General features: G+C 67.6%; 24 protein-coding genes. 7 read left to right on the top strand and 17 right to left on the bottom strand.

The features are described 5' to 3' along the window. Positions 1-83: 83 nt before the first annotated feature. The 5 genes from N5C88_RS20525 to N5C88_RS20505 form a co-directional block, all read right to left on the bottom strand. The gene (locus tag N5C88_RS20525; RefSeq protein ID WP_059375032.1) at positions 84-1,739 is read right to left on the bottom strand and encodes an ABC transporter ATP-binding protein; all 1,656 of its coding nucleotides are present in this window, start codon (positions 1,737-1,739) and stop codon (positions 84-86) included. After that, positions 1,739-2,557: an ABC transporter permease gene (locus N5C88_RS20520; RefSeq protein WP_059375034.1), complete on the bottom strand. Its 819-nt coding sequence runs from the start codon at positions 2,555-2,557 to the stop codon at positions 1,739-1,741. Before N5C88_RS20520 ends, N5C88_RS20525 begins: the two co-directional genes overlap by 1 nt. After that, a complete protein-coding gene (locus tag N5C88_RS20515) occupies positions 2,554-3,498 on the bottom strand; it encodes an ABC transporter permease (RefSeq protein WP_054450419.1) in 945 nt (314 codons plus the stop codon). Before N5C88_RS20515 ends, N5C88_RS20520 begins: the two co-directional genes overlap by 4 nt. A gap of 61 nt (positions 3,499-3,559) precedes the next feature. Beyond that, positions 3,560-4,429, bottom strand: coding sequence for an alpha/beta hydrolase (locus tag N5C88_RS20510; RefSeq protein ID WP_251877496.1), 870 nt, complete (start codon positions 4,427-4,429; stop codon positions 3,560-3,562). Positions 4,430-4,631: 202 nt separating this feature from the next. After that, positions 4,632-5,549 carry a DUF808 domain-containing protein gene (locus N5C88_RS20505; protein WP_280016119.1) on the bottom strand — a complete coding sequence of 306 codons (918 nt, stop codon included), beginning with the start codon at positions 5,547-5,549 and terminating at the stop codon, positions 4,632-4,634. A gap of 175 nt (positions 5,550-5,724) precedes the next feature. Here N5C88_RS20505 and N5C88_RS20500 point away from each other — a divergent pair, with 175 nt between their 5' ends. Beyond that, positions 5,725-6,033 carry a DUF1272 domain-containing protein gene (locus N5C88_RS20500; protein ID WP_280016118.1) on the top strand — a complete coding sequence of 103 codons (309 nt, stop codon included), beginning with the start codon at positions 5,725-5,727 and terminating at the stop codon, positions 6,031-6,033. A 25-nt stretch (positions 6,034-6,058) separates the two neighbouring features. On the opposite strand, the gene ytfE is transcribed toward N5C88_RS20500, so the two are convergent. Continuing rightward, on the bottom strand, positions 6,059-6,739 hold the full coding sequence (ytfE, locus tag N5C88_RS20495) for an iron-sulfur cluster repair protein YtfE (RefSeq protein WP_059375052.1): 681 nt from the start codon (positions 6,737-6,739) through the stop codon (positions 6,059-6,061). 152 nt (positions 6,740-6,891) lie between these two features. Here ytfE and norR point away from each other — a divergent pair, with 152 nt between their 5' ends. Beyond that, entirely contained in the window at positions 6,892-8,415 is a 1,524-nt protein-coding gene (norR, locus tag N5C88_RS20490) for a nitric oxide reductase transcriptional regulator NorR (RefSeq protein ID WP_280016117.1), read from the top strand. A gap of 48 nt (positions 8,416-8,463) precedes the next feature. Here norR and N5C88_RS20485 read toward each other — a convergent pair whose 3' ends face one another. The 11 genes from N5C88_RS20485 to N5C88_RS20435 form a co-directional block, all read right to left on the bottom strand. After that, the gene (locus N5C88_RS20485) at positions 8,464-9,843 is read right to left on the bottom strand and encodes an alpha/beta fold hydrolase (RefSeq protein WP_280016116.1); all 1,380 of its coding nucleotides are present in this window, start codon (positions 9,841-9,843) and stop codon (positions 8,464-8,466) included. A 58-nt stretch (positions 9,844-9,901) separates the two neighbouring features. Further along, the gene (locus N5C88_RS20480) at positions 9,902-10,354 is read right to left on the bottom strand and encodes a VOC family protein (protein ID WP_059375061.1); all 453 of its coding nucleotides are present in this window, start codon (positions 10,352-10,354) and stop codon (positions 9,902-9,904) included. 23 nt (positions 10,355-10,377) lie between these two features. Then, positions 10,378-12,606 (bottom strand): alpha-ketoacid dehydrogenase subunit alpha/beta, encoded by a 2,229-nt coding sequence (locus tag N5C88_RS20475; protein ID WP_280016115.1) that lies wholly within the window; start codon positions 12,604-12,606, stop codon positions 10,378-10,380. Positions 12,607-12,618: 12 nt separating this feature from the next. Continuing rightward, positions 12,619-13,437 (bottom strand): ABC transporter ATP-binding protein, encoded by an 819-nt coding sequence (locus N5C88_RS20470; protein WP_054450398.1) that lies wholly within the window; start codon positions 13,435-13,437, stop codon positions 12,619-12,621. Between the two features lie 36 nt (positions 13,438-13,473). Further along, the gene (locus N5C88_RS20465) at positions 13,474-14,556 is read right to left on the bottom strand and encodes an ABC transporter substrate-binding protein (RefSeq protein WP_251877514.1); all 1,083 of its coding nucleotides are present in this window, start codon (positions 14,554-14,556) and stop codon (positions 13,474-13,476) included. A 69-nt stretch (positions 14,557-14,625) separates the two neighbouring features. Beyond that, positions 14,626-15,444: an ABC transporter permease gene (locus tag N5C88_RS20460; RefSeq protein ID WP_118931813.1), complete on the bottom strand. Its 819-nt coding sequence runs from the start codon at positions 15,442-15,444 to the stop codon at positions 14,626-14,628. Further along, a complete protein-coding gene (locus N5C88_RS20455) occupies positions 15,432-16,322 on the bottom strand; it encodes an ABC transporter permease (protein ID WP_251877516.1) in 891 nt (296 codons plus the stop codon). The genes N5C88_RS20460 and N5C88_RS20455 overlap by 13 nt, the downstream gene beginning before the upstream one ends. Position 16,323: 1 nt before the next feature. Then, a complete protein-coding gene (locus N5C88_RS20450) occupies positions 16,324-17,313 on the bottom strand; it encodes an alcohol dehydrogenase catalytic domain-containing protein (protein ID WP_251877518.1) in 990 nt (329 codons plus the stop codon). Between the two features lie 24 nt (positions 17,314-17,337). Next, positions 17,338-18,111: an SDR family oxidoreductase gene (locus tag N5C88_RS20445; RefSeq protein ID WP_059375074.1), complete on the bottom strand. Its 774-nt coding sequence runs from the start codon at positions 18,109-18,111 to the stop codon at positions 17,338-17,340. 7 nt (positions 18,112-18,118) lie between these two features. Continuing rightward, a complete protein-coding gene (gene hisD / locus N5C88_RS20440; RefSeq protein ID WP_280016114.1) occupies positions 18,119-19,432 on the bottom strand; it encodes a histidinol dehydrogenase in 1,314 nt (437 codons plus the stop codon). A 30-nt stretch (positions 19,433-19,462) separates the two neighbouring features. Beyond that, positions 19,463-20,515 carry an ABC transporter substrate-binding protein gene (locus N5C88_RS20435; RefSeq protein WP_280016113.1) on the bottom strand — a complete coding sequence of 351 codons (1,053 nt, stop codon included), beginning with the start codon at positions 20,513-20,515 and terminating at the stop codon, positions 19,463-19,465. 222 nt (positions 20,516-20,737) lie between these two features. Here N5C88_RS20435 and N5C88_RS20430 point away from each other — a divergent pair, with 222 nt between their 5' ends. From N5C88_RS20430 to N5C88_RS20410, 5 genes are read left to right on the top strand one after another with little or no spacing between them, the layout of a single operon-like run. Continuing rightward, positions 20,738-21,790, top strand: coding sequence for a substrate-binding domain-containing protein (locus N5C88_RS20430; RefSeq protein WP_059375082.1), 1,053 nt, complete (start codon positions 20,738-20,740; stop codon positions 21,788-21,790). 19 nt (positions 21,791-21,809) lie between these two features. Beyond that, a complete protein-coding gene (locus tag N5C88_RS20425) occupies positions 21,810-22,733 on the top strand; it encodes an NAD(P)-binding domain-containing protein (RefSeq protein WP_059375085.1) in 924 nt (307 codons plus the stop codon). After that, positions 22,726-23,535: an ABC transporter permease gene (locus N5C88_RS20420; RefSeq protein WP_059375089.1), complete on the top strand. Its 810-nt coding sequence runs from the start codon at positions 22,726-22,728 to the stop codon at positions 23,533-23,535. The genes N5C88_RS20425 and N5C88_RS20420 overlap by 8 nt, the downstream gene beginning before the upstream one ends. Beyond that, positions 23,523-24,317, top strand: coding sequence for an ABC transporter permease (locus tag N5C88_RS20415; protein WP_059375092.1), 795 nt, complete (start codon positions 23,523-23,525; stop codon positions 24,315-24,317). Before N5C88_RS20420 ends, N5C88_RS20415 begins: the two co-directional genes overlap by 13 nt. After that, positions 24,317-25,111, top strand: a complete 795-nt coding sequence (locus N5C88_RS20410; RefSeq protein WP_280016112.1) for an SDR family NAD(P)-dependent oxidoreductase — start codon at positions 24,317-24,319, stop codon at positions 25,109-25,111. The genes N5C88_RS20415 and N5C88_RS20410 overlap by 1 nt, the downstream gene beginning before the upstream one ends. Positions 25,112-25,120: the final 9 nt, after the last annotated feature.

The following is a 25,120-nucleotide window of genomic DNA, read 5'->3' as shown; positions in this document are numbered from 1 at the left end:
CCCGTCTATCAAATCCGAAGCGCGTATTTTATGCGTAAGTATTCCCGGGGGACGGCGCCTGCGCCCCCTGGGATACCCGCCCCTCAGGCGCTGGCCCGCAACGGCTGCTGCTGGTCCAGCCGCCAGCGCAGGCGCACGCCGCCGGTATCGGTGGATTCCAGCGCCGGAATCGCCGACAGCAGGCTGCGGGTGTACTCCTCTTGCGGTTGGTCGAACACGGCGTCGCGAGAGCCCTGCTCGACGATGCCGCCGTCGCGCATCACCACCACGCGGTCGGCCACCTGCTCCACCACGCCCAGGTCGTGGCTGATGAACAGGCAGGAAAAGCCATGGCGTTCCTGCAGGTCGGCAAACAAGTCCAGCACCTGCGCGCGCACGGTCACATCCAGCGCGGACACCGGTTCGTCGGCGATGACGAAGGCCGGACGGCGCACGATGGCGCGGGCAATTGCCACACGCTGGCGCTGGCCGCCCGACATCTCGTGGGGATAGCGCTTGGCGTACTCGGAACCCAGGCCCACTTCGGCCAGCACTTCGTCCACCCGGCGGCGCTTCTCCGCCGCGGGCATGTCGTCCAGCATGCGCAGGCCCTCTCCCACCAGCTGGCCGATGGTCATGCGCGGATCCAGCGAGGAATACGGATCCTGGAACACCATCTGGCAGTTCAGCCGGTAATCGCGCCAAGAGGCCGAACGGCGGTTCACGGCCTGGCCGCGGAACAGGATCTGGCCCGAAGTCGGCGCCAGCAATCCAGCGATGGCCCGTCCCAGCGTGGTCTTGCCCGAACCGGAGCCGCCCACCACCGCCACCACTTCGCGCGGCTTGACGTGCAGGTCGATGCCGTTGAGCGCGCGCTTGGCGCCGGTGCGCGAGAACAGCCGCTGATGGCCGGCGTAGTCGACCACCAGGCTCTTGACCTCGACGATGGGCGGCTCCTTGCCCAGCTGGCGCGCCGGCAGCCGGCGCGGCATGGCGTCCAGCAGCTTGCGGGTGTAGGGGTGCTGCGGCCGCTCCAGAATGCTGGCGGTGGCGCCTGTCTCGAGCACCTTGCCGTGTTGCATCACCACCATGCGCTCGGTGTAGCGCGCGACCATCGGCAGGTCGTGGCTGATCATCAGCACCGCCGTATGGTGTTCGCGGGTCAGGTCCACCATCAGCTCCAGCACGTCGCGCTGCACCACCGCGTCCAGCGCGGTGGTGGGCTCGTCGGCGATCAGGAGCGCGGGCTCCAGCAGCATCACGGACGCCAGCATCATGCGCTGGCGCATGCCGCCGGAGAACTCGTGCGGCCAGGCTTCCATCGCGCCCTTGGGATCGCGGATGCCCACCCGGCGCAGCATTTCCAGGATGCGTTCGCGGCGCGCGGCGGCGGACAGGCCCTTGCGGTGCAGGCGCAGGCCCTCCTCCAGCTGGCGGCCGATGGGCATGGACGGATTCAGCGAGGTCATCGGCTCCTGGAACACCATGCCGATGCGCGCGCCGCGCAGCTTGCGCAGCGCGGCCGGGGACGCCTGCGTCACGTCCACGCCTTCGAACTTGATGGAGCCGCCGGCCACCACCAGCGGCGATGGCGTCAGGCCCATGATGGCGCGCGCGGCCTGCGTCTTGCCGCTGCCGGATTCCCCGACGATGCCGACCATCTCGCCAGGCGCCACCTCGAAGGACACGCCGCTGACGATTTCGCGCCCGCCCGCGCCAACGGTCAGCGACAGATTCGATACGGATACCAATGCGCTCATTACACGCCCCTCATGCGGGGATCGAAGCGGTCACGCACCGCGTCGCCCAGCAGATTGATTCCCAGCAGCGCGAGCGCGATGGCCAGGCCGGGAAGTATGGATAGATAGGAAGCCTGCGCCATGAACGGCCTTGCGGCGGCCAGCATGTTGCCCCAGGTGGGCGCGGGAGGCGGCACGCCCAGGCCCAGGAAGGACAGCGCGCTTTCCGCCAGGATCACCCAGCCGAACATGGAAGTCGCCAGCACCGTCAGCGGCGCCACGCAATTGGGCAGCACGTGGCGGAACATGGTGTAGAGCTCGGAGTTGCCCAGCACGCGCGAGGATTCGATGAACTCCTTCTCGCGCAGCGACAGCACCGTGCCGCGCACGATGCGCGTCACCGAGGGCGTATAGGCCAGGCCCAGCGCCAGGATGATGCCGTACTTGTTGGCGCCTACTACTGCCAGCAGGCCCAGCGCCAGCAACAGCCCGGGAAACGCCAGCAGCGCGTTGTTGAAGGCCATGATGATGCGGTCGGTCCAGCCCCGCACAAAGCCGGTCAGGGTGCCGACGATCGTGCCCGCGACGATGGCGAAGCTCACCGTCAGCAAACTGATCCAGACACTGCTGGAGGCGCCGGCCAGCAGGCGCGACAGCTCGTCGCGGCCGAATTCGTCCGTGCCGAGCAGGAACTCGCCGCCCGGCGGCTTCAGGCGCGCCACGAAATTGATCTTGAGCGGGTCATGCGGCGTCCAGAAGGCGCCCATGATGGCCGCCACCAGCATCAGCGCCACGATGACGCCGCCCAGTAGCGCGTTGGCTGCAATTCGCTTTTTCATTCGGCGGTCACTCTCGGGTCAAAGAGGGGATAGCAAAGGTCGATGAACAGGTTCACGATCACGTAGACCACGCCCACGAACAGCAGACAGCCCTGGATCACGGGGTAATCGCGGGCGAAGATGGAGTCCACCAGCAGACGTCCCAGGCCGGGGATGGTGAACACCGTCTCCACCACGGCGATGCCGCCCAGCAGGTTGCCCAGCACCAGGCCGATCAGCGTCCAGGTGGGACCGAAGGCATTGCGGAAGGCGTGGCGCATCAGCACCGCGGATTCCGACAGGCCCTTGGCCCGCGCATGGGTGATGTAGTCCAGCCGCAGCACTTCCAGCGTGCTGGCCCGCGCCATGCGCATCAGCACGCCGATCTCATGCAGGAACAGCGTCAGGATGGGCATGGCCAGGTACAACAGGCCGGCCTTCCAGTCTTCGCCGATGGACACGTAGCCCACCACCGGCAGCCATTGCAGCTTGAGGCCGAAGAAGATCAGCAGCAGCAGGCCCAGCCAGAAGGTCGGAATCGACACCAGCAGCGTGGCCGTGCCGACCAGGAACAGGTCGGGCGCCTTGTTCTGCTTCCAGGCGGCGATCATGCCGGCCGGCACCGCCACCAGCGCGGCGAACAGCACCGCCACCACCACCACGCGGCCGCTGATCAGGAAGCGGTCCCACACCAGCGGCAGCACCGGCTGGCCGGTATTGATGGACGAACCCAGGTCCCCGTGCAGCATGTTGCCGAACCAGATGCCGAACTGGGTAAGCCAGGTCTGGTCCAGCCCCAGCCGCTCCCGCAGGTCGGCCAGCGCGGCCGGCGTCGCCAGGTCGCCCAGCAGCAGTTGGGCTGGGTCGCCCGGGATGAGCCGGATCATCACGAACACCGCCACCGCCACAATCAGCAGCGTCGGTATGGCCATGACGATCCGGGATAGCGCGAAACGCAGCATGCCCCTCTCCTATTCCTGGTCGCGGACTCGCGGATGCCCGCAAGCGCCGCGTCCGCCGGTCTCAGTTGTCTTCATGCCGCAGCTTGCGCAGGGCGGCGGCCAGGAAGTCCTGCACCTGGCCCACGCACTTCAAGCCGTCATGCGGCACGTTTTCCACCACGTCCAGCACCGCGTTCACACCCTGCGCTTCGAACGAACGGCGCAGCGACTCCAGGCGCTCCGGGCGGGTACTGCCGGCGGAGTTCGCGCCAGGCATGAAGAACTTGCCGCCTTCGCGGTGGGTGATTTCCCAGGTTTCCAGGTCGGCCTTGCCCACGATCATGTGGACCGCCACCTGCTTGAGCGCTTCGATGTCGATGCGCTTGCCGAAACGGGCCTCGGCATCGCGCACGCCCACCCACCAATCCTGGCTGGGATCCAGCAGCGTGACCGAGCCCGGCGCGCCGATCGACACGGCCCACAGGCTTTCGGGGTGCAGGTAGGCGAACCGGTTGACGAACTGGCCGCCGCCCGAATAGCCGAACAGGCCGAACTTCTTGAAGTCGCAGCCGAACTTCTCGCCCACTTCCGCCACCATGTCCAGCAGGATCTCGTCGTAGCGGATGTCGCCTTCGCGCAATTGCTTGAAACCGTCGCGGTTGCCGTCGCCCAGCGGGCTTACGGGGAACAGCGGGCACAGCACGATGCAGTCGTTCCAGCGGGCGAACTCCGCGAACGCGTCGCGGTATTCCACGAAGGCGCGGCCGGTGCCGTGCATGATCACCACCAGCTGCATGGGATGCCTGGCGCTGTCGATGTGCGGCGGGACATAGGTGCAGTAGGAAAAGCGCGGGTCGGAGCGGGCGGCGAAGACGGTGCTGTGGCCCAGGTCGTACATGGCCCGCGCGCGGGCGGCGTCGGGCTGGATGGCGGGTGCTGCGTTGGACTGCATGATTTCCTCGTTTCCATGGCCGCGGGGCCGATGGTCTATGCCGGTGGTCGAAATAATGATCACATAAATTGGCGCCAATTTTAGGCGCACGTATTCCGGCGCAACAAGGCAGGGGATTCCCTAGGAACGTAAAAAGGGAGCGCCGCGGCGCTCCCCTGGATGGCGCCGGCGCCCCCGCTCAGCGGGCCGGCGCCAGTCCGCCTCAGCCTTTCTTGAACAGCCGCTTCGCGAGGCTGACCGCCCCCAGCACCACGGCTCCGGCCACGATGCCGAACAAGGCATTGAGCAAGGTGGCCGTGAGCGCCTGCACCACCCCGCCCCCGCCCACCGCGGCGGCGGCCTGGTCGACCGCAGCCTGCACCGGCGCAATGCCGTGCGTCAGGATGGCGCCGCCCACCATGAACATGGCCGCGGTGCCGACCACCGAAAGGGTCTTCATCAGATAGGGCGCCGCACCCACGATGCGCCGGCCCAGCCAGGCCACCGCCTGGGACGATTTCTGGCTCAGGTATAGGCCCAGGTCGTCCAGCTTGACGATGCCGGCCACCAGGCCATAGACCCCGACCGTCATCGCGATGGCGATGACCGACAGCACCAGCACCTGCCGGGTAAAGTCGGCGTCCGCCACCGCCCCCAGGCTGATGACGATGATTTCCGCAGACAGGATGAAGTCGGTGCGTATCGCGCCTTTGATCTTGTCGCGCTCGAAGGCCACCATGTCGACCGTATCATCCTGCAGGGCCTGGGCGCGCGCGGCGTGGTTGCCTTCGTCCGAATCGCCGTGCGGCAGGAACTTGTGCGCCAGCTTCTCCACGCCTTCGTAGCAGAGAAAGGCCCCGCCCACCATCAGCAGGGGCGTCACGGCCCAGGGCGCGAAGGCGCTGATCAGCAGCGCCGCCGGCACCAGGATCAGCTTGTTGATGAAGGAGCCCTTGGCCACCGCCCAGACGACCGGCAGTTCCCGGTTGACCGGCACGCCCGTAACCTGCTGGGCGTTCAACGCCAGGTCGTCGCCCAGCACCCCGGCCGTTTTCTTGGCCGCGACCTTGGTCATGACGGACACGTCGTCCAATATGGTCGCGATATCGTCAAACAGTGCGAAGAAGCTGCTTCCCGCCATCAAGAATCCCCTGTGCCTCGAAAGGATTTTCGAGTGTACAGGCGGCCGGCGTCCGCCAAGCGTCGCCCGCCTGGCCGTTTTCACTTCTTTTCTGTCCGTAACCCCGATGGCGCGGCCGGGCATGCCGGCCTACCCTGGCGGCTGGACCCGACTATTGCCCCCCCCAGGAGGCCACATGCTTGCCTTGCGACCCAGCTGCGAACACTGCGATGCGGCGCTGCCGCCAGACTCCACCGCCGCCCGCATATGCAGTTTTGAATGCACCTTCTGCGCCGCTTGCGCCGAAGGATTGCTGGGCAATGTCTGCCCCAATTGCGGCGGCGGCTTCGCGCCCCGGCCGGTCCGCCCCGCCAGCGACCGCAAGGGCGGCAACTTCCTGGGCAAGTACCCGGCCAGCACCGAGCGCAAGCATCGTCCGGTCGACCTGGCCGCGCACGACGCCTTGCGGCGCAGCCTGGACGGCGTTCCGCCGGAACGCCGCTAGCGGCTGCAACGCCCGAACGCGGGCGCTAGCTGTGCGCGTGCGCCGCCGGGCTGGCCGCGTTCTCGAACAGGATGTTGTTTTCCAGGTGGATGTGCGCCATCAGGTCTTCCTTGAAGGTACGCAATCCCAGGTACAGCGCCCGCCACGTGTTGCATGCGGCGCGCGGCAGCGTGATGTCGTGGGTCAGCGCCAGCAGCCGTTCCAGCGCCACGCCGTGGTCGTCGTGCTCGGCGCGCATGACCATGATGGGCATGCCGGCCATGGCGCCATGGCCGCGGGCCAGCATCGGGAACAGCACCTGTTCCTCCTTCTGCATATGGCTTTCCAGCTCCTGCTGCATCACGCGCAGGTGATCGGCCAGGCCGGTCGGGCAGTCAGGGCTGTCGGCGTGCACCTGCTCCACCTTGAGCGCCAGCCGGATCAGCTCGGGCAATTGCTGGCGGTGCACCTCGTGGTAGCGCGCCAGGATATGGTCGACCAGTTCGGCCGGCGAGGCCAGCCCCCAATCCGTTTCGTGGGACGGGCTGCGCGCCAGCTCCATCAGGCGCGCCTCGATCTGCGCCGCGTCCAACGAACGCTCGGCCGCCGCCTCGGCCAGGCTCTTCTTGCCGCCACAGCAGAAGTCCAGCTGGTACTCATGAAACACCTGCGTGGCGCCGGGGATGCTGCGGGCCAATTGGCCCAGGGATTGCTCAACCATGCTCATCGCGTCTCTCCATAGTTCGTGACGGGTACTGGAAGCAATGCGAAATCCGTGCCAGGAAAAACTTGCTATTTATCAATGAATTGCAAATTAAAGGGTGAATATCACCCTGGCAGGTCAAGGTTTTATCCACCCCGAACGGTAAAATTCACCCCATGCAAAACCTCCTGCTCGCCGATCTGGTCGCCGACCTGCCCCCCGCCGTCCGCCTGCAGCGGCTGGTGTCCAGCCTGCGTACGCACTTCCGCTGCGGCGCGGTGGCGCTGCTGCAACTGGAGGAAGACCATCTACGCCCCATCGCGGTGGATGGCCTGACGCAAGACGCCCTGGGCCGCCGTTTCGCCGTGCAACAGCATCCGCGGTTGGCGGCCATCCTGGCGCGGCGCGGCGTCACCTGTTTCCACCACGACAGCACCCTGCCCGATCCCTATGACGGCCTGATCAACGGCATGGCTGGGGAACCGCTGCCGGTGCACGACTGCATGGGCACCAGCCTGCACATCGAGGGCCGCCCCTGGGGCGTGCTGACCCTGGACGCCCTGGAAGTCGGCACCTTCGACGCCGAGGCCCAGTCCGACCTGCGCGACTACATCGTGCTGCTGGAAGCCGCTTTGCGCACCACGCGCCTGGAAGCCGAAATCCGCGCGCTGCGCGTGGCGCGCGGCGCCGAACCGGCCGACAGCACCGTCGCCGACAACAGCGAGATCCTGGGGCAAAGCGCAGCCATCGGCCGCCTGTTGCACGAAATCCAGGTGGTGGCGGATTCCGAGCTGCCTATCCTGCTGCTGGGCGAAACCGGCGTGGGCAAGGAACTGTTCGCGCATCGCGTGCACCGCCTCTCGCGCCGCCGCGACAAGCCGCTGGTGCATGTGAACTGCGCCGCGCTGCCCGAATCGCTGGCCGAAAGCGAATTGTTCGGCCACGCCAAGGGCGCCTTCTCGGGCGCCGTGGCCGACCGGCCCGGCCGCTTCGAAGCCGCCAATGGCGGCACGCTGTTCCTGGACGAAGTGGGCGAACTGCCGCTGCTGGTGCAGGCCAAGCTGCTGCGCACCTTGCAGAACGGCGAAATCCAGCGCCTGGGCGACGACCGGCCGCGCCGCGTCGACGTGCGCATCCTGGCCGCCACCAACCGCAGCCTGCGCGACCTGGTGCGGGTCGGCGATTTCCGCGCCGACCTCTATCACCGGCTATCGGTCTATCCCATCCCCATTCCGCCGCTGCGCGACCGCGGCAACGACGTGCTGCTGCTGGCGGGCCGCTACCTGGAACTGAACCGCGCGCGCCTGGGTTTGCGCAGCCTGCGGCTGTCGCCGGAGGCCGAGGACATGCTGCGCCGCTACCGCTGGCCCGGCAACGTGCGCGAACTGGAGCACGTCATCAGCCGCGCCGCCATCAAGGCTGTCAGCCACGGCGCCACGCGCAACGAGATCGTGACGCTGGGCGCCAAGCTGCTGGACCTGTCCGACGGCGACATGCCGCTGGCCGCGCCTCAGGAGAACGCCGACGCGCCCGCCGGTCCTGACCAGACGCTGCGCGAGGCCGTGGACGCCTGCCAGCGCCAGGCCATCCGCCGGGCGCTGGAAACGCACCAGGGCAACTGGGCCCATGCCGCGCGCGCACTGGGCGTGGACTCCAGCAATCTGCACAAGCTGGCGCGGCGCATCGGGCTGAAGGGCTGACTCCGCGCCGGCCGTCCCGGCAAACGCCAAGCCCCAACCGCCATACCATCAGGGCCGCGCCATCGCCCCGAGCACGATATCCGCCACCAGCTTGCCGGCCTCCCATTGCGGCATGTGGCCGGCATCCGGCAGCAGATGCAGCGCGGTCCTGGCTGGCGCATTCAGCGCGTGGCGCCAGGGGATGACGGCGTCGCGCCGCCCGTGGATCAACGTGCAGCGGCATTGCAGGCTGGCCAGGTCCGCGGCGATGCTCAGTTGCTGCACGCCGTTCCAGCCCACCTCCCGGCATAACTCGATCAGGGGCTCGCGCCGCGCCTGCGTGCTCTGGCGCAAGGCGTCGATGAAATTTCCCGACGGAGTCATGCCGGAGACGGTGAGCTTCTGCAGCTCGCGCTGCGCCGCTTCGTTGGTGCCGGCATGCGTCATGCCCGTCAGGAAGCTCTGGTCGATTTCAGTGCCCAGCCCGACCGGCGCGATCAGGACCAGGCTATCCACGGCCATGCCGGGGCGGGATGCCGCCCGGGCCGCCACCGCCGCGCCAAAAGAATGGCCAATCAGGTTCACGGGTCCGATGCACTGGGACGCCACCGTGTCGGCCACCGCATCGACGATATGTTCGAAGCGCGTGGCCTGCGAACGCGTGGCGCCATGGCAAGGCAGGTCCATCGCCAGCACGCGCAGTCCGGCGCGGCTGAGCGCATGCGCCAGGCTGGCCCAGGCGTCGCGGTCGCCGAACATGCCGTGGATCAACACCGCCGTCTGGCTGCCCGGACGCCCCCCTTCCCACACCGTGAACCGGACTTCGCCGTGGCGGGTGTACGCCCAGGCCTCGCGCTTTTCTCCTGGCGCGCCGCGGGCCTGCATGCTGCCCTGTCCGCTGGCGCTTGCCTGACCGACATCCGCCACGGTCACACGGCCGTTGGGCCCGGTCCCCGCCACTGCGTCCAGTGCGATGCCGCGCTCGGCCGCGACGCGGCGGGCGGCGGGGGTGGCGAACTTGCGGTCTACCGAAGGCTGCGCGACAGGATGCGCCAACGACGGCGAGGCCGCCGGCGTCCGCGCGGCAGGCGGCGCGGCCGGCGGCGCGACAACGGCCGCCGCGGCAGCGGCCGCCGCGGCATCCGCAGGCTTTGCTGCCGCGGATTGCGCCGCCGCGCCGCCCGCGCTCGCCGCCACAGCCTCGCCTTCCATCTGTACCCGCGCGATCACTGTATCCGCGTTGACGATGCCGTCCACCGCGACCAGATGTTCCACCATGACCCCGTCGTCGTGCGCGGGCACCTCGATGATGGATTTGTCGGTCTCGATTTCGACCAGCACGTCGCCCGTCTTGAAGGCCTGCCCAGGCGCCACGATCCAGGCGACCAGGCGGGCAGCGTCCAGGGCCTCGCCTGTCGGCGGGACGACCATATCCAGCGTTCTCGTCATGCTTGTTCCTTCGAAGATCGATGCGCGCCCCGGCAAGCGGAGTTGCGCCAGCGCAGCGTCAGGCCGCCGGATTCATGAACTGGATGAACTCCGTGATGGCGCCTTCCGGCTCCATCAGATAGAACACCTTGGTGCGCCCTTGCCGCATGACACGCGGCGAGGACACGCTTTCATAGCCGGCGCGCGTGGCCTGCTCGTATACGGCATCCACGTCCTCCACTTCGAAGGCCACGTGGCTGTAGCCGAAATCGCATTGGCGGCGGGGCTGCCTGTCGCCTTCCGGCGTGTAGTACTTGAACAGTTCCACCCGGTGTCCGCCATGGCGCAGCATGGCCCAGCGTATGGTCGCACCCGGCAGGCCGACCACTTCGCCCAGCGCGGGCTCGCTGCGGTGGTCCATCTCGCCCTCCAGCTCGAAGCCGAGAAAGCCGGTATAGAAGTTGCGCGCGCGTTCGAAATCATTGACGCAGACGGCCGTGTGATGCGTGGCTAGCAGTTTGTCCTTGAGCATTTTTCTCTCCTATGGCGTCCGGTTCAGCGGGCGCCGCCGCGGCGGCTGTCCATGGATTTCAGGGCCATCTCCACGGCCTGCGCGTCCGCCAATGCGGCGCGCTCCAGCACCTTGGAGACCACGGGCGAGGAATTGGCGCCCGTAACGTGCACGATCTCGTGGTCCAGCCAGTCGAACAGCCTTGACTGCGCCTCGCTCGCCACCCGCGAGCCGATCGAGGTGCCGCGGGTAGTCTGCTCCACGATCATCAGCGCCTGCGTGCGCTTGACGCCGGCCGCGATGGTGTCCCAATCGATGCCCAGCGGATCCAGCGTGCGCAGGTCTATCACCTGGGCGTCGATGCCCGTACGTTCCGCCGCCTGGCAGCAGACCTCGACCATGACGCCGTAGGTCAGGATGGTGCAGCGTGCGCCCTCGCGCGCGACCCGGGCCCGGCCGATCGGCACGATGTAGTCCCAGTCCTCGGCGGGCACCTTGCCCACCGTCTTGAACAGGTCGTTGTATTCCACCATCAGGACCGGATCGTCGCAGCGCAGCGCGGCGTTGAGCAAGCCGATATAGTCATAGGGACGCGATGGCGCCAGGATCCGCCACCCTGGATACTGGGCAAACAGGCCGCTGGCGTCCATGGAATGCTGCGAGCCATAGCCGGTGCCCGCCGTGACCCGGCTGCGCACCAGCACCGGCACTGCGAACTTGCCGCCGAACATGTGGCGCACCTTGGCGATCTGGTTGAACAGCTGGTCCGCGGCCACCAGCGCGAAGTCGGGATACATGATCTCCACCACGGGCCGCATGCCGTTCAACGCCGCGCCCAAGGCCAGGCCAGTGAAACCATTCTCGCAGATGGGCGTGCCGATGAGGCGTTCCGGAAAGTGATCGCCTATGTCCTTGGTAGCGCCGGCCGTGCCGCCTTTCAGGCGATGCACATCCTCGCCCAGGATGAAGATGCCGTCGTCGCGCTGCATGTTCAGCAGCATGGCGCGCGAAATCACGTCCTGGAACTTGGCGTCCGCCAGGCTCGCTGGCGTCTGCTCCTCCAGCTCGATGGCGCGTTGGCCCGCGAGTTCGCCCAGGTTGCCGCGGATACCGCTGTCCACGCTGGCCGGGTCCGGCCACAGTTCGGGCCGGATGCGTTGCGCTGCCTCGTCACCGTAATGCTCCAGCAGCCGCCCCAGCGCGCCGTCTATCAATTCGTCCGCGCGGCGCTCCAGGCGGGCGATGCCGGCATCGTCGATCAGACCCAGCGATTTCAGCTGCGCGGGAAACATCGACATGGGATCGCGCGCGCCCCAGGCCTCTTCCTCGTCCTTGTCGCGGTAGCGGAACGCGCTGCCCTTGAGCGCGCCCGACTGGTGCAGGTAGCGGTAGGTCTGCGCTTCCAGCAGCACCGGCCCGCCGTCGCGGCGGATGATGGCCCGAGCTTCCTGCATGGCCAGGCGCGCAGCCACCACGTCCATGCCGTCGAACTCGACCGCCGGCACGCCCAGGGACAGGCCGCGCGCCGACAAGCGGGTTTCGCGCGTCTGTTCCGACACGTGGGTGGACACGGCGTACAGGTTGTTTTCCACGAAGAAAATGGTGGGAGCGTTGTAGAGCGCCGCAAGGTTCATGGCCTCGTACGCCGCTCCGCTCTGCATGGCGCCGTCGCCGAAGAAGGCCACCGACACATGATCGCGCCCGCGCAGCTTGTCGGCAAAGGCGTAACCCACCGCATGCGACGGATTGCCGCCCACGATGGCGTTGGATCCATAGATGCCGGCCTCGGGATAGCGCAGATGCATGGAACCGCCGCGGCCGCCGCAATAACCCGGCGTCAGGCCCAGGATCTCGGCATAAGTCCGGTAGACCACCTCGCGGTGCGAATCCAGCGTTTCCGAGTCCAACGGCGAATAGTCCGCCGGTGTGGCGTGGTTCAGCGCCTTGGCAAGAAACTGGTGGTGCATGCGGTGGGTGCCGTTGATCTTGTCGGCCGACTCCAGCACCGACATGGCGCCCACGGCGGCGCCGTCCTGGCCGATGCTGGAATGCGCCGGACCATGCAGGATGCCGGCCACGCTCAGCTTCAGCAGCTTCTCTTCGAAGCGCCGGATCAGTATCAACTGCTCCAGCATGCGGACCATCTCGCGCGGCGCGATGGCCCCCCCATCCGCGGCGGTGGCGGTAAGCCGCCACCACGGCGTGTCGGTGTGCAGGGCGGCAAGCCGCGAGGGTTTCGCGGCAGGCGCCGCGCCTTCATTGATGTGCTTCATCTACGCTTCCCTTCAGTGAGCCGCGGCCAGGGCGGCATCCAGCGGTTCGGTTTCCTGCGCGCGCAGCAACTTCCAGATGTGCGTGCGCAGGTGCACGAATGCCTCCATGTCCATCACGTCCTCGATCCGCTCCATGCTGTCCCAGTCCTCGCGCTTGCGCACGTCGGCCACGTTGATGATTTCCTTGATCTGTCCCGGGCGGCCGGTCAGCACCACCACGCGGTCGGACAGATACACCGCTTCTTCCACGCTGTGGGTAATGAACAGCACGGTGCGCGGATTGAGGCGGGACAGCTTGACCAGTTCTTCCTGCATCACCACGCGGGTCTGGGCGTCCAGCGCGCCGAAGGGCTCGTCCATCAGCAGCACGTCGGGATCCAGCGCGTAGCTGCGGGCGATGGCCACGCGCTGCTGCATCCCGCCGGACAGCTGGTGCGGATAGGCCTGCTCGTAGCCCGCCAGGCCCATCAGTTCGATGTAGCGCGCCACGGTCCGCGCCCGCGCCTCGCGCGAGGCGCCCTTGCACTTCAAGCCGAAGCCAATGTTCTCGGTCACGGTCTTCCAGGGAAACAGTGCAAACTGCTGGAACACGACGGCGCGGTCCGGTCCCGGTTCCTCGACTTCCTTGCCACCCACCCGCACGCTGCCGGCCGAGGGAAACTCCAGGCCGGCCGCCATGCGCATCAGCGTGGTCTTGCCGCAGCCGGACGGCCCGACGATGGAAACGAACTCCCTCTCGCCCACCTCGAAACTCACGTCATCCAGGGCCAGGAAGCTTTCCCCACCCCGGCTGAACGTGCGCTGCACCCGCTCGAAAGTAATCTGACTCATGCTTGCGTTCCTTTGTTGAGAGCCGCGGCCGCCGGCTTACCTGGCGACATCGGCGACGAAGGCCCTGAGCTTGGGATCGTCCTGGATCATCTGCAGATACTTGCCCGTGACCATGGTCTTGGGATCGGGGATCTTCTTGACCACGCCCACGGACACCATGAATTCCCCCACGCTGTTCCACCAGCCCACGATCTCCGAGGAGCCGCCCGGGCCCGGCGCAAACAACTTGGTCTGCTCCGCCAGGTCGAAAGCCGGACGGTCGCGCAATTCCTGCGCCAGGTACTTGTCGGGGAACTTCACGCCCACGCTGCCGAAGAAGGCCTTCAGATACGCCTGGGCCTCCTCGGGATGCGCGCGCTGCCAGGCCACCGCGCGCAGGTAGACCGCCAGGAAGCGGGCGACCTTGTCGGGATGCTTCTTGGCGAAGTCCGGCGTCGTGAACAGGTAGCTGTGGATAGGCATCTTCAGCTCGGCGCCGGTGCAGATCACCTTTGCGCCTATGGCCTCTTCCAGGATGTAGGTATTGGGAGCCCACACCGAGGAAATGTCGTACTTGCCGCTCATTACCGCGGCATTGATGTCGGGCGGCGACAGGTTCACGAAACGGTAGTCGTCGGGCTTGAGGCCGAACTTCTGCGACAGGCATTCCGTGGCGCCCCACTGGCCCGTGGAGTTGCTGGTGACGGGAATGGTCTTACCCTTGAGCAGCGCCGGGTTCTTGAGATACTCGTCCGCCCGGTCCTTGGTGGCCATCAGCGTGATGATGGCGGCCTCGCCGTCGGCGATGCCTATGGTCTGCAAGCCATACTTCGACGCGCCCAGCAGCGACGGAATATTGCCCGCCCCGCCCACGTCCCATGATCCGGACGCGCCCGCCGCGATTTCGACCGCGCCGGAAGCGAAGGTCGAGATCTCCGGCTTCAGGCCCACCTCCTTCCACCACCCCTTCTCGCTGGCGATGTACCACTCCAGCGCCCACCGCTGCGGCTGCTGCCCGATGCGGATGGTGAACAGTTCATCTCCCGCCGGCGCGGCCTGGGCCGCCGCCTGTCCGGGTCCCCCCAGCCAGCACCCGATCACGAGCGCTGCCAAGGCCTTGAGGCCTTTGTAGTGTTTCATCTGTCTCTCTCCAGTATGAAATGACGCTGCCTGCACTGCCTGCCTGTACTCCCTCCTTTGTTCCCGGGGTCAGCGCGACCAGTCGCGCTGCACCCTGCGCTGCAAGGCGCGCATGCCGTAGTCGATGCCTGCGCCTATCAGGCCGATGGTGATCATTCCGCTGATCACGATGGCGGGCTCCAGATTGCTGCCGCCCTGCACGATCATGTAGCCCAGCCCGGTCGAACCCACGATCAGTTCCGCGCCGATCAAGGACTGCCAGCCGAACCCCGCGCCGACGCGGATGCCAGCGACGATGTGCGCCAATGCGGCCGGCAGCAGGATTTCCGTCAGCGTCGTCCAGCGCCCCGCCCCCAGCATCTGGCCGGCCTCGATCAAGGCGCGGTCGATCTGCCTGGCGCCGCGATAGGCGTTCAGTACACAGGGCGCGAAGGCGCCGGCGAATATCACCAGCGTGGGCGACAGGAATCCGGTGCCGAACCAGAAGATCGCGAACGGCACCCAGGCGATCGGGGGAATGAAGCGGAAGGCTTCGAACACCGGCGCCACCGCCCAATCCAGCGCCTTGAAACGCCCCATGAACAAGCCCAGCGGGACACCAAGCAGGACCGCGATGGAGAAGCTGATCAGGAATTTCTCCAGGCTGGCCAGCAGATGCATCTGCAGCACCGAGCCCGCATAAGGTTCGTGCGTGTGCTCGGCCATGCTGCGCAGCACCGTCAACGGTCCAGGCAGGAAGGCCGGGGACACCAGGCCCAGCCCGGACAGCAATGCCCAACTGCCGAACAGGGTGGCGATGCCCAGCGCCGGCATCAGCCAGCGTTCCAGCACGCGGCGCGACACGAGGGCGCGCGCGCGGGACGGGCCGGCGCGGCTCAGGCTTTCCATGGCATCACCTTGCGTTCGACCTGCGCCAGCAGGGCCGACATCAGCATGCCCATGCTGGCCACGGCGGCCATGGCCACCACTATCATTCCCGAGTTCAGGTCGCGGGTGGCGATGATCAGCACATGGCCCAGGCCGACGAAAGAGCCAACCAGCTCGGCCGCCACCAGCACCATCCAGCAGGCCTGCAGCGAGGTCCTCAGGCCCGTGAAGATGGCGGGCAGCGCGCCTGGAACAATGACGTCCAGCAGCATCAGGCGGCCCGCCGCGCCATTGACGCGCGCCGCCTGGAGCAGCGTGTCGTCGATGTTGCGCACGCCGGTGTAGGTATTGATCACGGTCGGCGCGAAGGCTGCCAGCCAGATGACGAAGACCTTGGCGCTGGTGCCCAGCCCGAACCACAGGATGGTCAGCGGAATCCAGGCGATGGGCGCGATCGGCCGGACAATCTGGAACACCGGATTGACGTAGGCCTCGACCAGCCGGTTCTGCCCCATCAGGATGCCCAGCGGCACCCCCGTCAACGCCGCCGCTGCAAACCCGTACAGCACCAGTCCGGTGCTGGCCGCGATGTGCTGCAACAACGTACCGTCGGCATAGCCTTCCCCAGCGATCTCCAGCAGGGCGTCCCAGGCGTCGGCGGGCGACGGCAGCTGTACCGGGCTCAACAACTCCAACGGCCCCGTGGCCAGGTACCAGGCCAGGAACAGCGCCGTGACCGACGCGCCGCTGACCAGCCAGCGCAGGGACAGGCGCCGGCGCACCGGCGCGGGCGGAGGGGCGGGTGGCCTGGCGACGGTCATGGCGGCGCTCCGGTCGAGCAGGGCCAGGGCGGCCGGAACGCCGCCGACGGCGGGCGGGGAAAGAGGATGGCGGGCCATGTCAATGCGTCCTCAGCACGATCTTTGCCGACGCCGCGCGTCCGCCATCGAGGTCGGAGAAAGCCCGCGCGCCCGCACCCAGCTCACGCTCCTCGATCCAGGACAGGTCGCCGAAAGCGCCGCGATGCAGCGCCTCTACTGTCGCGCGCAGGTCGGCGCTGGTGTACGTATAGGCGCCAATGAGGGTGATCTCGTCCAGCGTCAGGCGCCGCATGTCGATCTCGCTGGCCCAGTCCTGCAGGCCGATGTGCAGCATGACGCCGCCTGGCTGCACCGCGGCCAGCGCCGCGGCGCGCGTAAGCTTGCCGCCCACCGCGTCCACCACCAATTCGTACGCGCCCGGTTCGGGCGCAGCCTCGCGCGGATCGAAGGCCATGCAGCCCGCATGCCGCTGCGCCGAGGCGCGCCGCAACGGATTGGTCTCTGCCAGGCTGACGCGGCAGCCCTGGCTGCGCAGCAGCAGCGCCGTCAGGAGGCCGATGGCGCCGCCGCCCACGACCAGCGCGCGGGCTTCGGCCAGCGGCCGGAACAGCGCCCGCTGCGCCAGCGCCAAGCCGTGCAAGGCCGTGGCCGCGGGCTCGGTCAGCGCGGCCGCGGCGGCCGGCATGTCCTGCGGCACGGGAATCAGGCAACGCTCCGGTATGGCCATGAACTCGGCGAACGCGCCGGGACGCGTCATGCCCACCATGCCGCGGTTGCGGCAAAGATTGTTGCGGCCCTGCACGCAGAAATCGCACTGGCCGCAGTGGATCAGCGGATTGCCGGTGACCCGCTGGCCCGCGCGGCTGCCGCCCACCAGCGTGCCGACGAACTCGTGGCCCAGGATCAGCGGCGGATTGCGGCGCGGATCATGCCCATGGTAGGCGTGCATGTCCGAGCCGCAGATGCCCACGGCCTCGATGCGCAGCAGCGCATCACCGTCCGCTGGCGCGGGGTCGGGTTCATCGCGGTAAGTCAGCTGGCCGGGCGCGGTGTAGACAAGGGCTTTCATGGCGGGACTCCACGGAGATGCCGATCAGCGAGCCGAAAAGCCGCCGTCTATGAACAGGGTCTGCCCGGTGATGTAGGCCGACGCCTCGCTCGCCAGGAACACGGCCGCGCCGTACAGGTCCTCCAGCCGGCCGTTGCGACCGATCATGGTGCTGGCCGCCAGGGCCTGCACCCGGGCCGGGTCGCTCATCACGGGCGCGGTCAGCGGCGTCTCGAAGAAGCCCGGCGCGATCGCGTTGCAGGTAATTCCGTGGCGCGACCAGTACTCGGCGATGGCGCGGGTCAGCTGCATCAGGCCGCCCTTGGACGCGCCATAGGGCGCGCTGTCGGGAAAGGCGCGCACGCACTGCAGCGAGGTGATATTGACGATGCGGCCCCAGCCGCGTTCGCGCATGGCCGGCGCCAGCGCGCGGGTCAGCAGGAACGGCGCGGTCAGGTTGATCGCCAGCGAGCGGTCCCAGTCCTCGTCGGCCGTGTCCTCGAAGGGCTTGCGCACGTTGATGCCCGAGGCATTTACCAGGATGTCGGGCGCGCCGAACGGTTGGGCCGCGCGGGCGGCAAAGCCGCGCAACGCATCGCGGTCAGCCAGATCGCAGGACAAGGCGCGCGCCCGCAGGCCTTGCGCTTCGAATTCACCCGCGGCGCAAGCCAGCTCCTGCTCGCGCCGCGCCACCAGCACCACGCTGGCGCCGGCCCGCGCCAGCGCCAGGCCGATGGCCTTGCCTATGCCGGAACTGCCGCCGCTTACCAGCGCAACTCGGCCGTCCAGGTCGAACAGGCGGAACATGTCGTTCTGCATGATGGCTTCACTCCCGCACCGGTTCGCCAAGTTCGAAGGACTCTTTGGGAAAGTACTTGGCCAGGCGGTCGTCCGCTGTGCGCGCATGCGCCTCCATGCCTTCCAGGCGCGAGATCCGCGCCGTCACCTGGGCGGTGTCGCGGCTGGCCTGGCGCGTCATGCGCTGCCAGGTGACGGTCTTGATGAACTTGTGCACCGAAAGGCCGCCCGAATAGCGCGCCGCGCCCTTGGTGGGCAGGATGTGGTTGGTGCCGCTGGCCTTGTCGCCGAACGCCACCGTGGTTTCCTCGCCCAGGAACAGCGAGCCATAGCAGGTCAGATGCCGGAACCACCAGTCCAGGTCCTCGCAATGGACCTCCAGGTGTTCGCTGGCATAGCGGTCGGAGACCTCGACCGCCTCGTCGCGCGTATCGCACAGCACCACCTCGCCGTAGTCGCGCCAGGCGGCGCCGGCCGCGTCCCTTGCGGTAGGCGGCAGGGACGCGATCAGTTCGGGCACCCGCTTGAGCACGGCTTCGGCCAACTTGCGGTCGGTGGCGATCAGCCAGGCCGGCGATTCGTGCCCATGCTCGGCCTGCCCAACAAGGTCCGAGGCCACAATCGCCGGGTCCGCCGACGCGTCAGCGATGATGCAGACCTCCGAAGGCCCGGCGAATACGTCGATGCCCACGCTGCCGAACAGCATGCGCTTGGCCTCGGCCACGAACTTGTTGCCCGGTCCGACGATGATGTCGGCCGGCTTGCCGGTGAACAGGCCGTAGGCCATGGCGGCGATCGCTTGCACGCCCCCCAACGTCATCACGGCGTCCACGCCCGCCACCTTCATGGCGTACAGCACCTGCGGATGTATGCCCTCGCCGCGGTAGGGCGTGGAGCAGGCGATGACCATGGGCACGCCCGCCGCCTTGGCCGTGGCGATGCTCATGTAGGCCGAGGCGATGTGCGCGTAGCGCCCGGTGGGCACATAGCAGCCCGCCACATTGACCGGTATCAGGCGTTGGCCCGCGACCAGGCCGGGCGCGAGCTCCAATTCGAACTCGCGCACCGAAGCCATCTGCGCCTGCGCGAACTTGCGCACCTGGCCGGCGGCGAACTCGATGTCGCGCTTGATGCCGTCGGGAATGCCCGCGGTGCGCCGCTCCATCTCTGCGGGGCCGACCAGAATTTCCCCCTCCCATTTATCCAGCCGCCGGGCGTAGTCGCGCACCGCGGCCTCGCCGCCCGACTTGATGTTCGCCAGCATCTCGGCTGCGACCTCGCGCGCGGCGGCCTCATTGCCCTGGGGCTGCCTGGACGCGGATTTGAGCTTGCTTACTGCCATGGTATGGCCTCGCGGAAGAATGGATGAAGCTCAGTTGGTCTTGTTGGCGAAGGTCTTGAGCGCCGGCGTCTGCTCGACTCGCTTCATGTAGTCGTCCGTGATGTAGGCCTTGGGATCCGGCACCTCGGTGAGCGTGCCCACGCTCTTCAAGTAGCCAGACAGAGCCTCGTAGGCGTTGTCCAGTGTGGACTTGCCGCCGCTGCGCGACATCAGCTTGAGCTGTTCATCCAGCGTGAAGATCGGCCGTTCCAGCTCCTGCCCCAGGTAGCCGTCGTTGAGCTTGATGCCGTTGGCCTGGAACAGCTTGCGCAGGTAGCCCATGGCTTCCGCCTTGTTGTTCTTTTCGAAGCTGACGGCCCGCAGGTATACCGCCAGGAACTTGGCGACCGCGTCCGGATTCTGCTGGGCGAATTCGCCGCGCGCCACCAGCGCGCCTGGAATCATCACGCCCGCGTCCTTGCCGCTGCACACGACTTCCGCGCCGATCTGTTCGTTGAGCGTGTAGAAATTGGGCGCCCAGGTGCCGGCCAGCATGCCGTTACCTCCGGTGTAGGCGGACACCAGTTGCGCCGGGGCCAGCGTCACCACGCTGACGTCGCTGCGCTGCATGCCCCATTTCTTCAGGCAGGCCATGGTGGCGTATTCGCCCGTCGAGTTCGGACTGAGGAGGATCTGTTTGCCCTTCACTTCCTTGGCCGCGTTGCTGCGCACGGCGGCGGCGTTTTCCTTGCGCGCCATCACGCCGTTGGCGGTCGATTCGTCATTGGTGACGCCGAGCGTCACGATGCCGTAGCGCTGCGCGCCCAGCACCGCGGGCGGAGATCCCGTTCCGCCCACGTCCCAGGACTTGGACGCGGCGCCGGCAATCTGCTGCGCCCCCGCCGGATACACCACGAACTCCGGCTTCAGGCCGGCTTCCGCCCACCAGTTCTTTTCCGTGGCGATGTAGATCGGCAGCGCCCAATAGGCAATCTGGTAGCTGACCTTGATGGGAGTCGGCGTCTGGGCCGACGCGGACGGGCTCAACAACAAGGCGCCCAGCGGCGCCAGGCACAGACCCAGGATGCGGGGGATTCTCGACATGCTTAGTCTCCGATAGTGGATTCCGGTCTGCATGCGCGAGCTGCCGCGACATTCCCCGGATAGCAGGCCCGGATCTGCGTCCGGGCTCGGTTTTTTGAAAGCGCATACAAAGAATAAGCGCGCAAGAATCCCGTTCAACCCCGAGAAAACCCTAGAGATAGACCGTAGCGTTTCAATAACTGTATATTCACACCATCAAATTTCTGAAAGCGCTTTCAAAAAATGAAGCGAAAATCCGCGCCCCTATCCGGGGACACCCTGAAGTCCATCGCCGTCGCTGGCGGCATCTCGTCGGCAACGTTGTCGCGGGTGTTGAACCACCCGGAAAAAGTGCGGCCCGACCTGCGCGCGCGCGCCATGGCCCTGCTGGCCGAGGCTGGCTACGTACCGCACGGCGCAGCCCGTTCGCTCGCTTCCCGCAAGACCCGGACCATGGGCGCCATCATCCCCACGGTGGACAGCGCCCTGTTCGCCAAGCTGGTTGACGGCATGCAGCAGGCGATCCACGAACACGGCTATCAGCTGCTGCTGGCCAGCACCAACTACAGCCCGGCGCGCGAAGCGGGCGAAGTGCGCGCGCTGATCGAGCGCGGCGTGGACGCCATGATGCTGGTCGGCCGCAGCCGCGACCCGGAACTCTACGAACTGCTGCACTCCAAGGGCATCCCCTTCGTCACCACCTGCCATTACGACGCCGCCGATCCCTGGCCCATGGTGGGCTGGGACAACGCCGCGGCGGCGCAACGCATCGCCGACTACCTGCTGGACATCGGCCACCGCCGCCTCGGCGTGATTGCCGGCATATCCAAGGACAACGACCGCGCCGCCGACCGCGTGGCCGGCTTCACACGCGCCCTGACGCGCCGCGGCATCGAACTGCCGCCGCAGTACGTCATCGAAAAGCCCTACACCGTGCCCGAAGCCCGCCGCGCCATGGCCACCCTGCTGCGCCTGCCCGAGCCGCCCACTGCGGTCATGTGCGGCAACGACATCCTGGCCTATGGCGCGCTGCAGGAATGCCTGTGGCAAAACCTGCGCGTGCCCGAGCAGATCTCGATCACGGGCTTCGACAACATCGAAATGGCCGCTCATTGCCGGCCCGGCATCACCACCCTGAACGTGCCGGCCTTCGAGCTGGGCCAGCGCGCCGCCAACATTCTGCTGGCAGCCGACGCCAACACGCCGCCCGAGAATGTCTGCATCGAACTGGAATTGATCGTCCGCGACACTACCGCGCCGCCGCGCAGCAGCACCAGTGCGCGGCTAGGCAGCTGACCACAACGGAGCAAGCCCCATGGAACACATCGAATCACCCCGCATTGCATTCCTGGGCCTGGGCGTCATGGGGAGCGCGATGCTGCGCAACCTGGCCGCGCAGGGGTATGCAGTATCAGGCTACGACGTCGTTCCCGCAGCCATGGAGCGCCTGGCCGACACCGGCTTCCGGCGGGCCGCCACGCCCTTGGACGCCGCGCGCGGCTGCGACGTGGCGATCACCATGCTGCCCACCTCGGCCCAGGTCCGCGACGCCTTGTTCGGCGCCGACGGCGCGGCGGCGGGCTTGAACCCGGGCGCCCTGGTCATCGAAATGAGCACCGGCGACGCGGTCGAGACCGACCGCATCGCCGCCGATCTCGCGGCCCTGGGCCTGCGTTGCATGGATGCGCCCGTGGGCCGCACGCCGCGCGAGGCGGCGCAGGGCAAGGCCTTGATCATGGCCGGCGGCGCGCAGGCCGACTTCGACCAGGCCGCGCCCATCTTCGCCGCCATGGCCAACGAAATCGTGCATGTGGGCGCTTTCGGTTCGGGCATCCGGCTCAAGCTGGTCAACAACTACATGTCCATGGTTGGCATGGTGCTGACGGGCGAAGCGCTGATGTTCGCCGCCAAGCTCGGACTGGACCGCGCCACCGTCGTCAAGGTGCTGTCCAACACCACTGCGGGGCGCGGGCAGCTCCTGACCAATTTCCCCGGCAAGGTACTGGCGGGCGACATCAGCCCCGACTTCCCCATGCGCATGGGCTACAAGGACATCAACCTGGCCATGAACCTGGCGGCGTCGGTGGGCGCGCCGCTGGGCCTGGGCGGCTACGCCCGCGAGATGTTCGCGCTTGCCAAGTCGTGGGGACGGCAGGAGCAGGACTGCACCGCCATGCTGCTGCTGCTCGAAGACGTGGCCCACCTGGACCGCGAGGCCGCGGGGTCCGGCCATGAGTGAGCACATCGCAACCCTGCCCGCGCGGCGGCCGCGCGCATCACGCCGCCGCGTCACCGTGGGCGTGGCCGCCGTCGCCATCGCCTTTGCCGCCTGGTGGATCGTGTCGGCGCTGGGCCTGGTCAATGGCGCGCGCTTTCCCACCCCGCTCACCACCTGGCAGGCCGCGGTGCAGCTCTCGCGCGACTCGGGCTACGCCGGCGGCACGCTGTTCCAGCACATCGGCCACAGCCTGCGCCTGGTATTCCTGGGATTTCTGGTCGCGATCGGCACCGGCGTCCCGCTGGGCCTGCTGATGGGTTTCAGCAAGCGCATCGACGCCCTGGTCGGGCCGGTATTCTCGCTGCTGCGTCCGATTCCGCCGCTGGCCTGGATTCCGCTGGCCATCCTTTGGCTGGGCCTGGGGGATCCGGCGAAGATCTTCCTGATCTGGGTGTCTTCTTTCACGCCTGCCGTCATCAACACCTACGCAGGCGTGCGCAACATCGACCCCACGCTGATCGAGGCCGCGCGCGTGCACGGCGCGGGCAATCCGGTCCGCATGCTGCGCGAGGTCCTGATACCCGGTTCCATGCCCATGATCTTCACCGGCCTGCGGCTGTCGCTGCAGACCGCGTGGATGACGCTGGTGGCGGCGGAACTCATCGGCGCCTTCATCGGCCTGGGCAAGGTGCTGGACACCGCGGCGCTGGACATCCGGCCCGGCATGATCCTGTACGCCATGGTCTGGGTAGGCCTGCTGGGCGCGGTGATGACGCGCGGACTGGAATGGATCGAAAAGAGGGCCTTGCCATGGCTACGCTGACACGCACCTCGGGCGACCCGCCCGCCTTCACCTTCGGCTTGTCCTGCCTGGGGCTGGCCGGCTTCTTCCTGGCCTGGCACCTGCTGAGCGTGGCAGGCGTTTTCCCGCCCAATTACCTGCCTGGCCCGCTGACCGTGCTGCAGACCATCGCGCAGTACAGCAGCGAACCCTATTCCGGCGCCACGCTCTGGACGCACCTGGGCGCCAGCCTCTACCGCTTCGCCTGCGGCTTCCTGCTGGCCGCGGCGGTAGGCATACCGCTGGGCCTGCTGATGGGCTGGTACCGCTGGCTGGACGACGTGGTCAGTCCGTTCTTCGATGCGTTGCGCTTCGTGGCGCCCATCGCCTGGGTGCCGTTCGCCGGCCTGTGGTTCGGCACCGGCATCGGCGGACCCACCCTGATCATCTTCGCCGGCGCCTTTCCGCCCTGCCTGATCAGCGCCTATCGCGGCGCCAAGTTCGTCGACACGCGGCTGCTGGAAGCCTCGCGCACGCTGGGCGCCAGCGGCCCGCGCATCGTGGCCGAAGTGCTGCTGCCGGCCTCGTTGCCATCCATCCTGGCCGGCCTGCGCGTCAGCGCCGGCATCGGCTGGCAATCGCTGGTGGGCGCGGAACTGATCGTGGTGGGCAACGGCATCGGCTACATGATGGTCCAGGGGCAGCTCAACGTCGCCACCAATATCGTCATGGCCGGCATGATCGCCATCGGCATCGTCGGCATCTGCATCGACGTTGCGCTGCGCATGTTTGAACAGCGCCTGAAGGCGCGCTGGGGACGCTGATGGACCACGCAATATCGGACTCGACCCTGTCGGTCATCGTCACGGGCGGCGCCAGCGGCATCGGCGCGGCGGTATGCAGGCGCGTGATCGAGGCAGGCGGCTACGCCGCAATCCTTGACCTCAACCAGGAAGCCGCGCACACGCTGGCGCGGGAACTGGGACCGCGCGCGGTGGCCGCCCCGGGCGACGTGCTGGACGAGGCCGGACTGCGGGCCACTCAGGAACGGCTTGCCGCCCTCTTGCCTACGGTCAACGGACTGGTGAACTGCGCCGGTATCGCCCAGGTTCCAACCGCCATCGAAGACTATCCGGTGGAGGCCTGGGCCCGTGTGGTGGATTCCCATCTGAAAGGCACCTATATCGCCTGCCGCGTATTCGGCAGCGCGATGGCCGAACGCGGACGCGGGGCGGTCGTCAACGTGGCGTCCGTGCTGTCGTTCCGCCCCGGCCCGGTGCTGGCCTACGGTCCGGCCAAGGCCGCCGTGGTCAATCTGACCGAAGCCCTCGCGGTGCACTGGGCGCGCCGCGGCTTGCGCGTCAACGCCATCGCGCCCGGCTGGACCGACACGCCCTTCCTGAAACCCAAGGAGCGGCAGGGGGAGCGGGACATGACGCCGATCCTGAACGCCACGCCGCTAGGCCGCCTGATGCAGCCGCGCGAGATAGCAGACGTCGTGTTCTTCCTGCTGTCGCCCGCGGCCGCGGTCATCACCGGCGCCACCATCCCTTGCGACGGCGGCGTCATCGCCGGATCAGGGTGGGCGCCCTACGGGGGCTTGCCGCGAACTGCCTGAGCGTTGGGA

This window comes from Achromobacter sp. GD03932 (assembly GCF_029839485.1).
GTDB lineage: Bacteria > Pseudomonadota > Gammaproteobacteria > Burkholderiales > Burkholderiaceae_B > Achromobacter > Achromobacter bronchisepticus_A.
The sequence above is the reverse complement of the archived record's forward strand: the minus strand, read 5'-3'. Positions and strand labels throughout refer to the sequence as shown.

Excerpts from the sequence above, each read along its gene's own strand:
- N5C88_RS20455 (WP_251877516.1), bottom strand. The coding sequence starts at position 16,322 with ATGGCCCGCCATCCTCTTTCCCCGCCCGCCGTCGGCGGCGTTCCGGCC.
- N5C88_RS20435 (WP_280016113.1), bottom strand. The coding sequence starts at position 20,515 with ATGTCGAGAATCCCCCGCATCCTGGGTCTGTGCCTGGCGCCGCTGGGC.
- hisD (WP_280016114.1), bottom strand. The coding sequence starts at position 19,432 with ATGGCAGTAAGCAAGCTCAAATCCGCGTCCAGGCAGCCCCAGGGCAAT.
- N5C88_RS20500 (WP_280016118.1), top strand. The coding sequence starts at position 5,725 with ATGCTTGCCTTGCGACCCAGCTGCGAACACTGCGATGCGGCGCTGCCG.
- N5C88_RS20515 (WP_054450419.1), bottom strand. The coding sequence starts at position 3,498 with ATGCTGCGTTTCGCGCTATCCCGGATCGTCATGGCCATACCGACGCTG.
- N5C88_RS20470 (WP_054450398.1), bottom strand. The coding sequence starts at position 13,437 with ATGAGTCAGATTACTTTCGAGCGGGTGCAGCGCACGTTCAGCCGGGGT.
- N5C88_RS20425 (WP_059375085.1), top strand. The coding sequence starts at position 21,810 with ATGGAACACATCGAATCACCCCGCATTGCATTCCTGGGCCTGGGCGTC.
- N5C88_RS20465 (WP_251877514.1), bottom strand. The coding sequence starts at position 14,556 with ATGAAACACTACAAAGGCCTCAAGGCCTTGGCAGCGCTCGTGATCGGG.
- N5C88_RS20505 (WP_280016119.1), bottom strand. The coding sequence starts at position 5,549 with ATGGCGGGAAGCAGCTTCTTCGCACTGTTTGACGATATCGCGACCATA.
- N5C88_RS20460 (WP_118931813.1), bottom strand. The coding sequence starts at position 15,444 with ATGGAAAGCCTGAGCCGCGCCGGCCCGTCCCGCGCGCGCGCCCTCGTG.
- N5C88_RS20475 (WP_280016115.1), bottom strand. The coding sequence starts at position 12,606 with ATGAAGCACATCAATGAAGGCGCGGCGCCTGCCGCGAAACCCTCGCGG.
- ytfE (WP_059375052.1), bottom strand. The coding sequence starts at position 6,739 with ATGAGCATGGTTGAGCAATCCCTGGGCCAATTGGCCCGCAGCATCCCC.
- N5C88_RS20450 (WP_251877518.1), bottom strand. The coding sequence starts at position 17,313 with ATGAAAGCCCTTGTCTACACCGCGCCCGGCCAGCTGACTTACCGCGAT.
- N5C88_RS20485 (WP_280016116.1), bottom strand. The coding sequence starts at position 9,843 with ATGACGAGAACGCTGGATATGGTCGTCCCGCCGACAGGCGAGGCCCTG.
- N5C88_RS20415 (WP_059375092.1), top strand. The coding sequence starts at position 23,523 with ATGGCTACGCTGACACGCACCTCGGGCGACCCGCCCGCCTTCACCTTC.
- N5C88_RS20420 (WP_059375089.1), top strand. The coding sequence starts at position 22,726 with ATGAGTGAGCACATCGCAACCCTGCCCGCGCGGCGGCCGCGCGCATCA.
- N5C88_RS20525 (WP_059375032.1), bottom strand. The coding sequence starts at position 1,739 with ATGAGCGCATTGGTATCCGTATCGAATCTGTCGCTGACCGTTGGCGCG.
- N5C88_RS20480 (WP_059375061.1), bottom strand. The coding sequence starts at position 10,354 with ATGCTCAAGGACAAACTGCTAGCCACGCATCACACGGCCGTCTGCGTC.
- N5C88_RS20430 (WP_059375082.1), top strand. The coding sequence starts at position 20,738 with ATGAAGCGAAAATCCGCGCCCCTATCCGGGGACACCCTGAAGTCCATC.
- N5C88_RS20410 (WP_280016112.1), top strand. The coding sequence starts at position 24,317 with ATGGACCACGCAATATCGGACTCGACCCTGTCGGTCATCGTCACGGGC.
- N5C88_RS20510 (WP_251877496.1), bottom strand. The coding sequence starts at position 4,429 with ATGCAGTCCAACGCAGCACCCGCCATCCAGCCCGACGCCGCCCGCGCG.
- N5C88_RS20445 (WP_059375074.1), bottom strand. The coding sequence starts at position 18,111 with ATGCAGAACGACATGTTCCGCCTGTTCGACCTGGACGGCCGAGTTGCG.
- norR (WP_280016117.1), top strand. The coding sequence starts at position 6,892 with ATGCAAAACCTCCTGCTCGCCGATCTGGTCGCCGACCTGCCCCCCGCC.
- N5C88_RS20520 (WP_059375034.1), bottom strand. The coding sequence starts at position 2,557 with ATGAAAAAGCGAATTGCAGCCAACGCGCTACTGGGCGGCGTCATCGTG.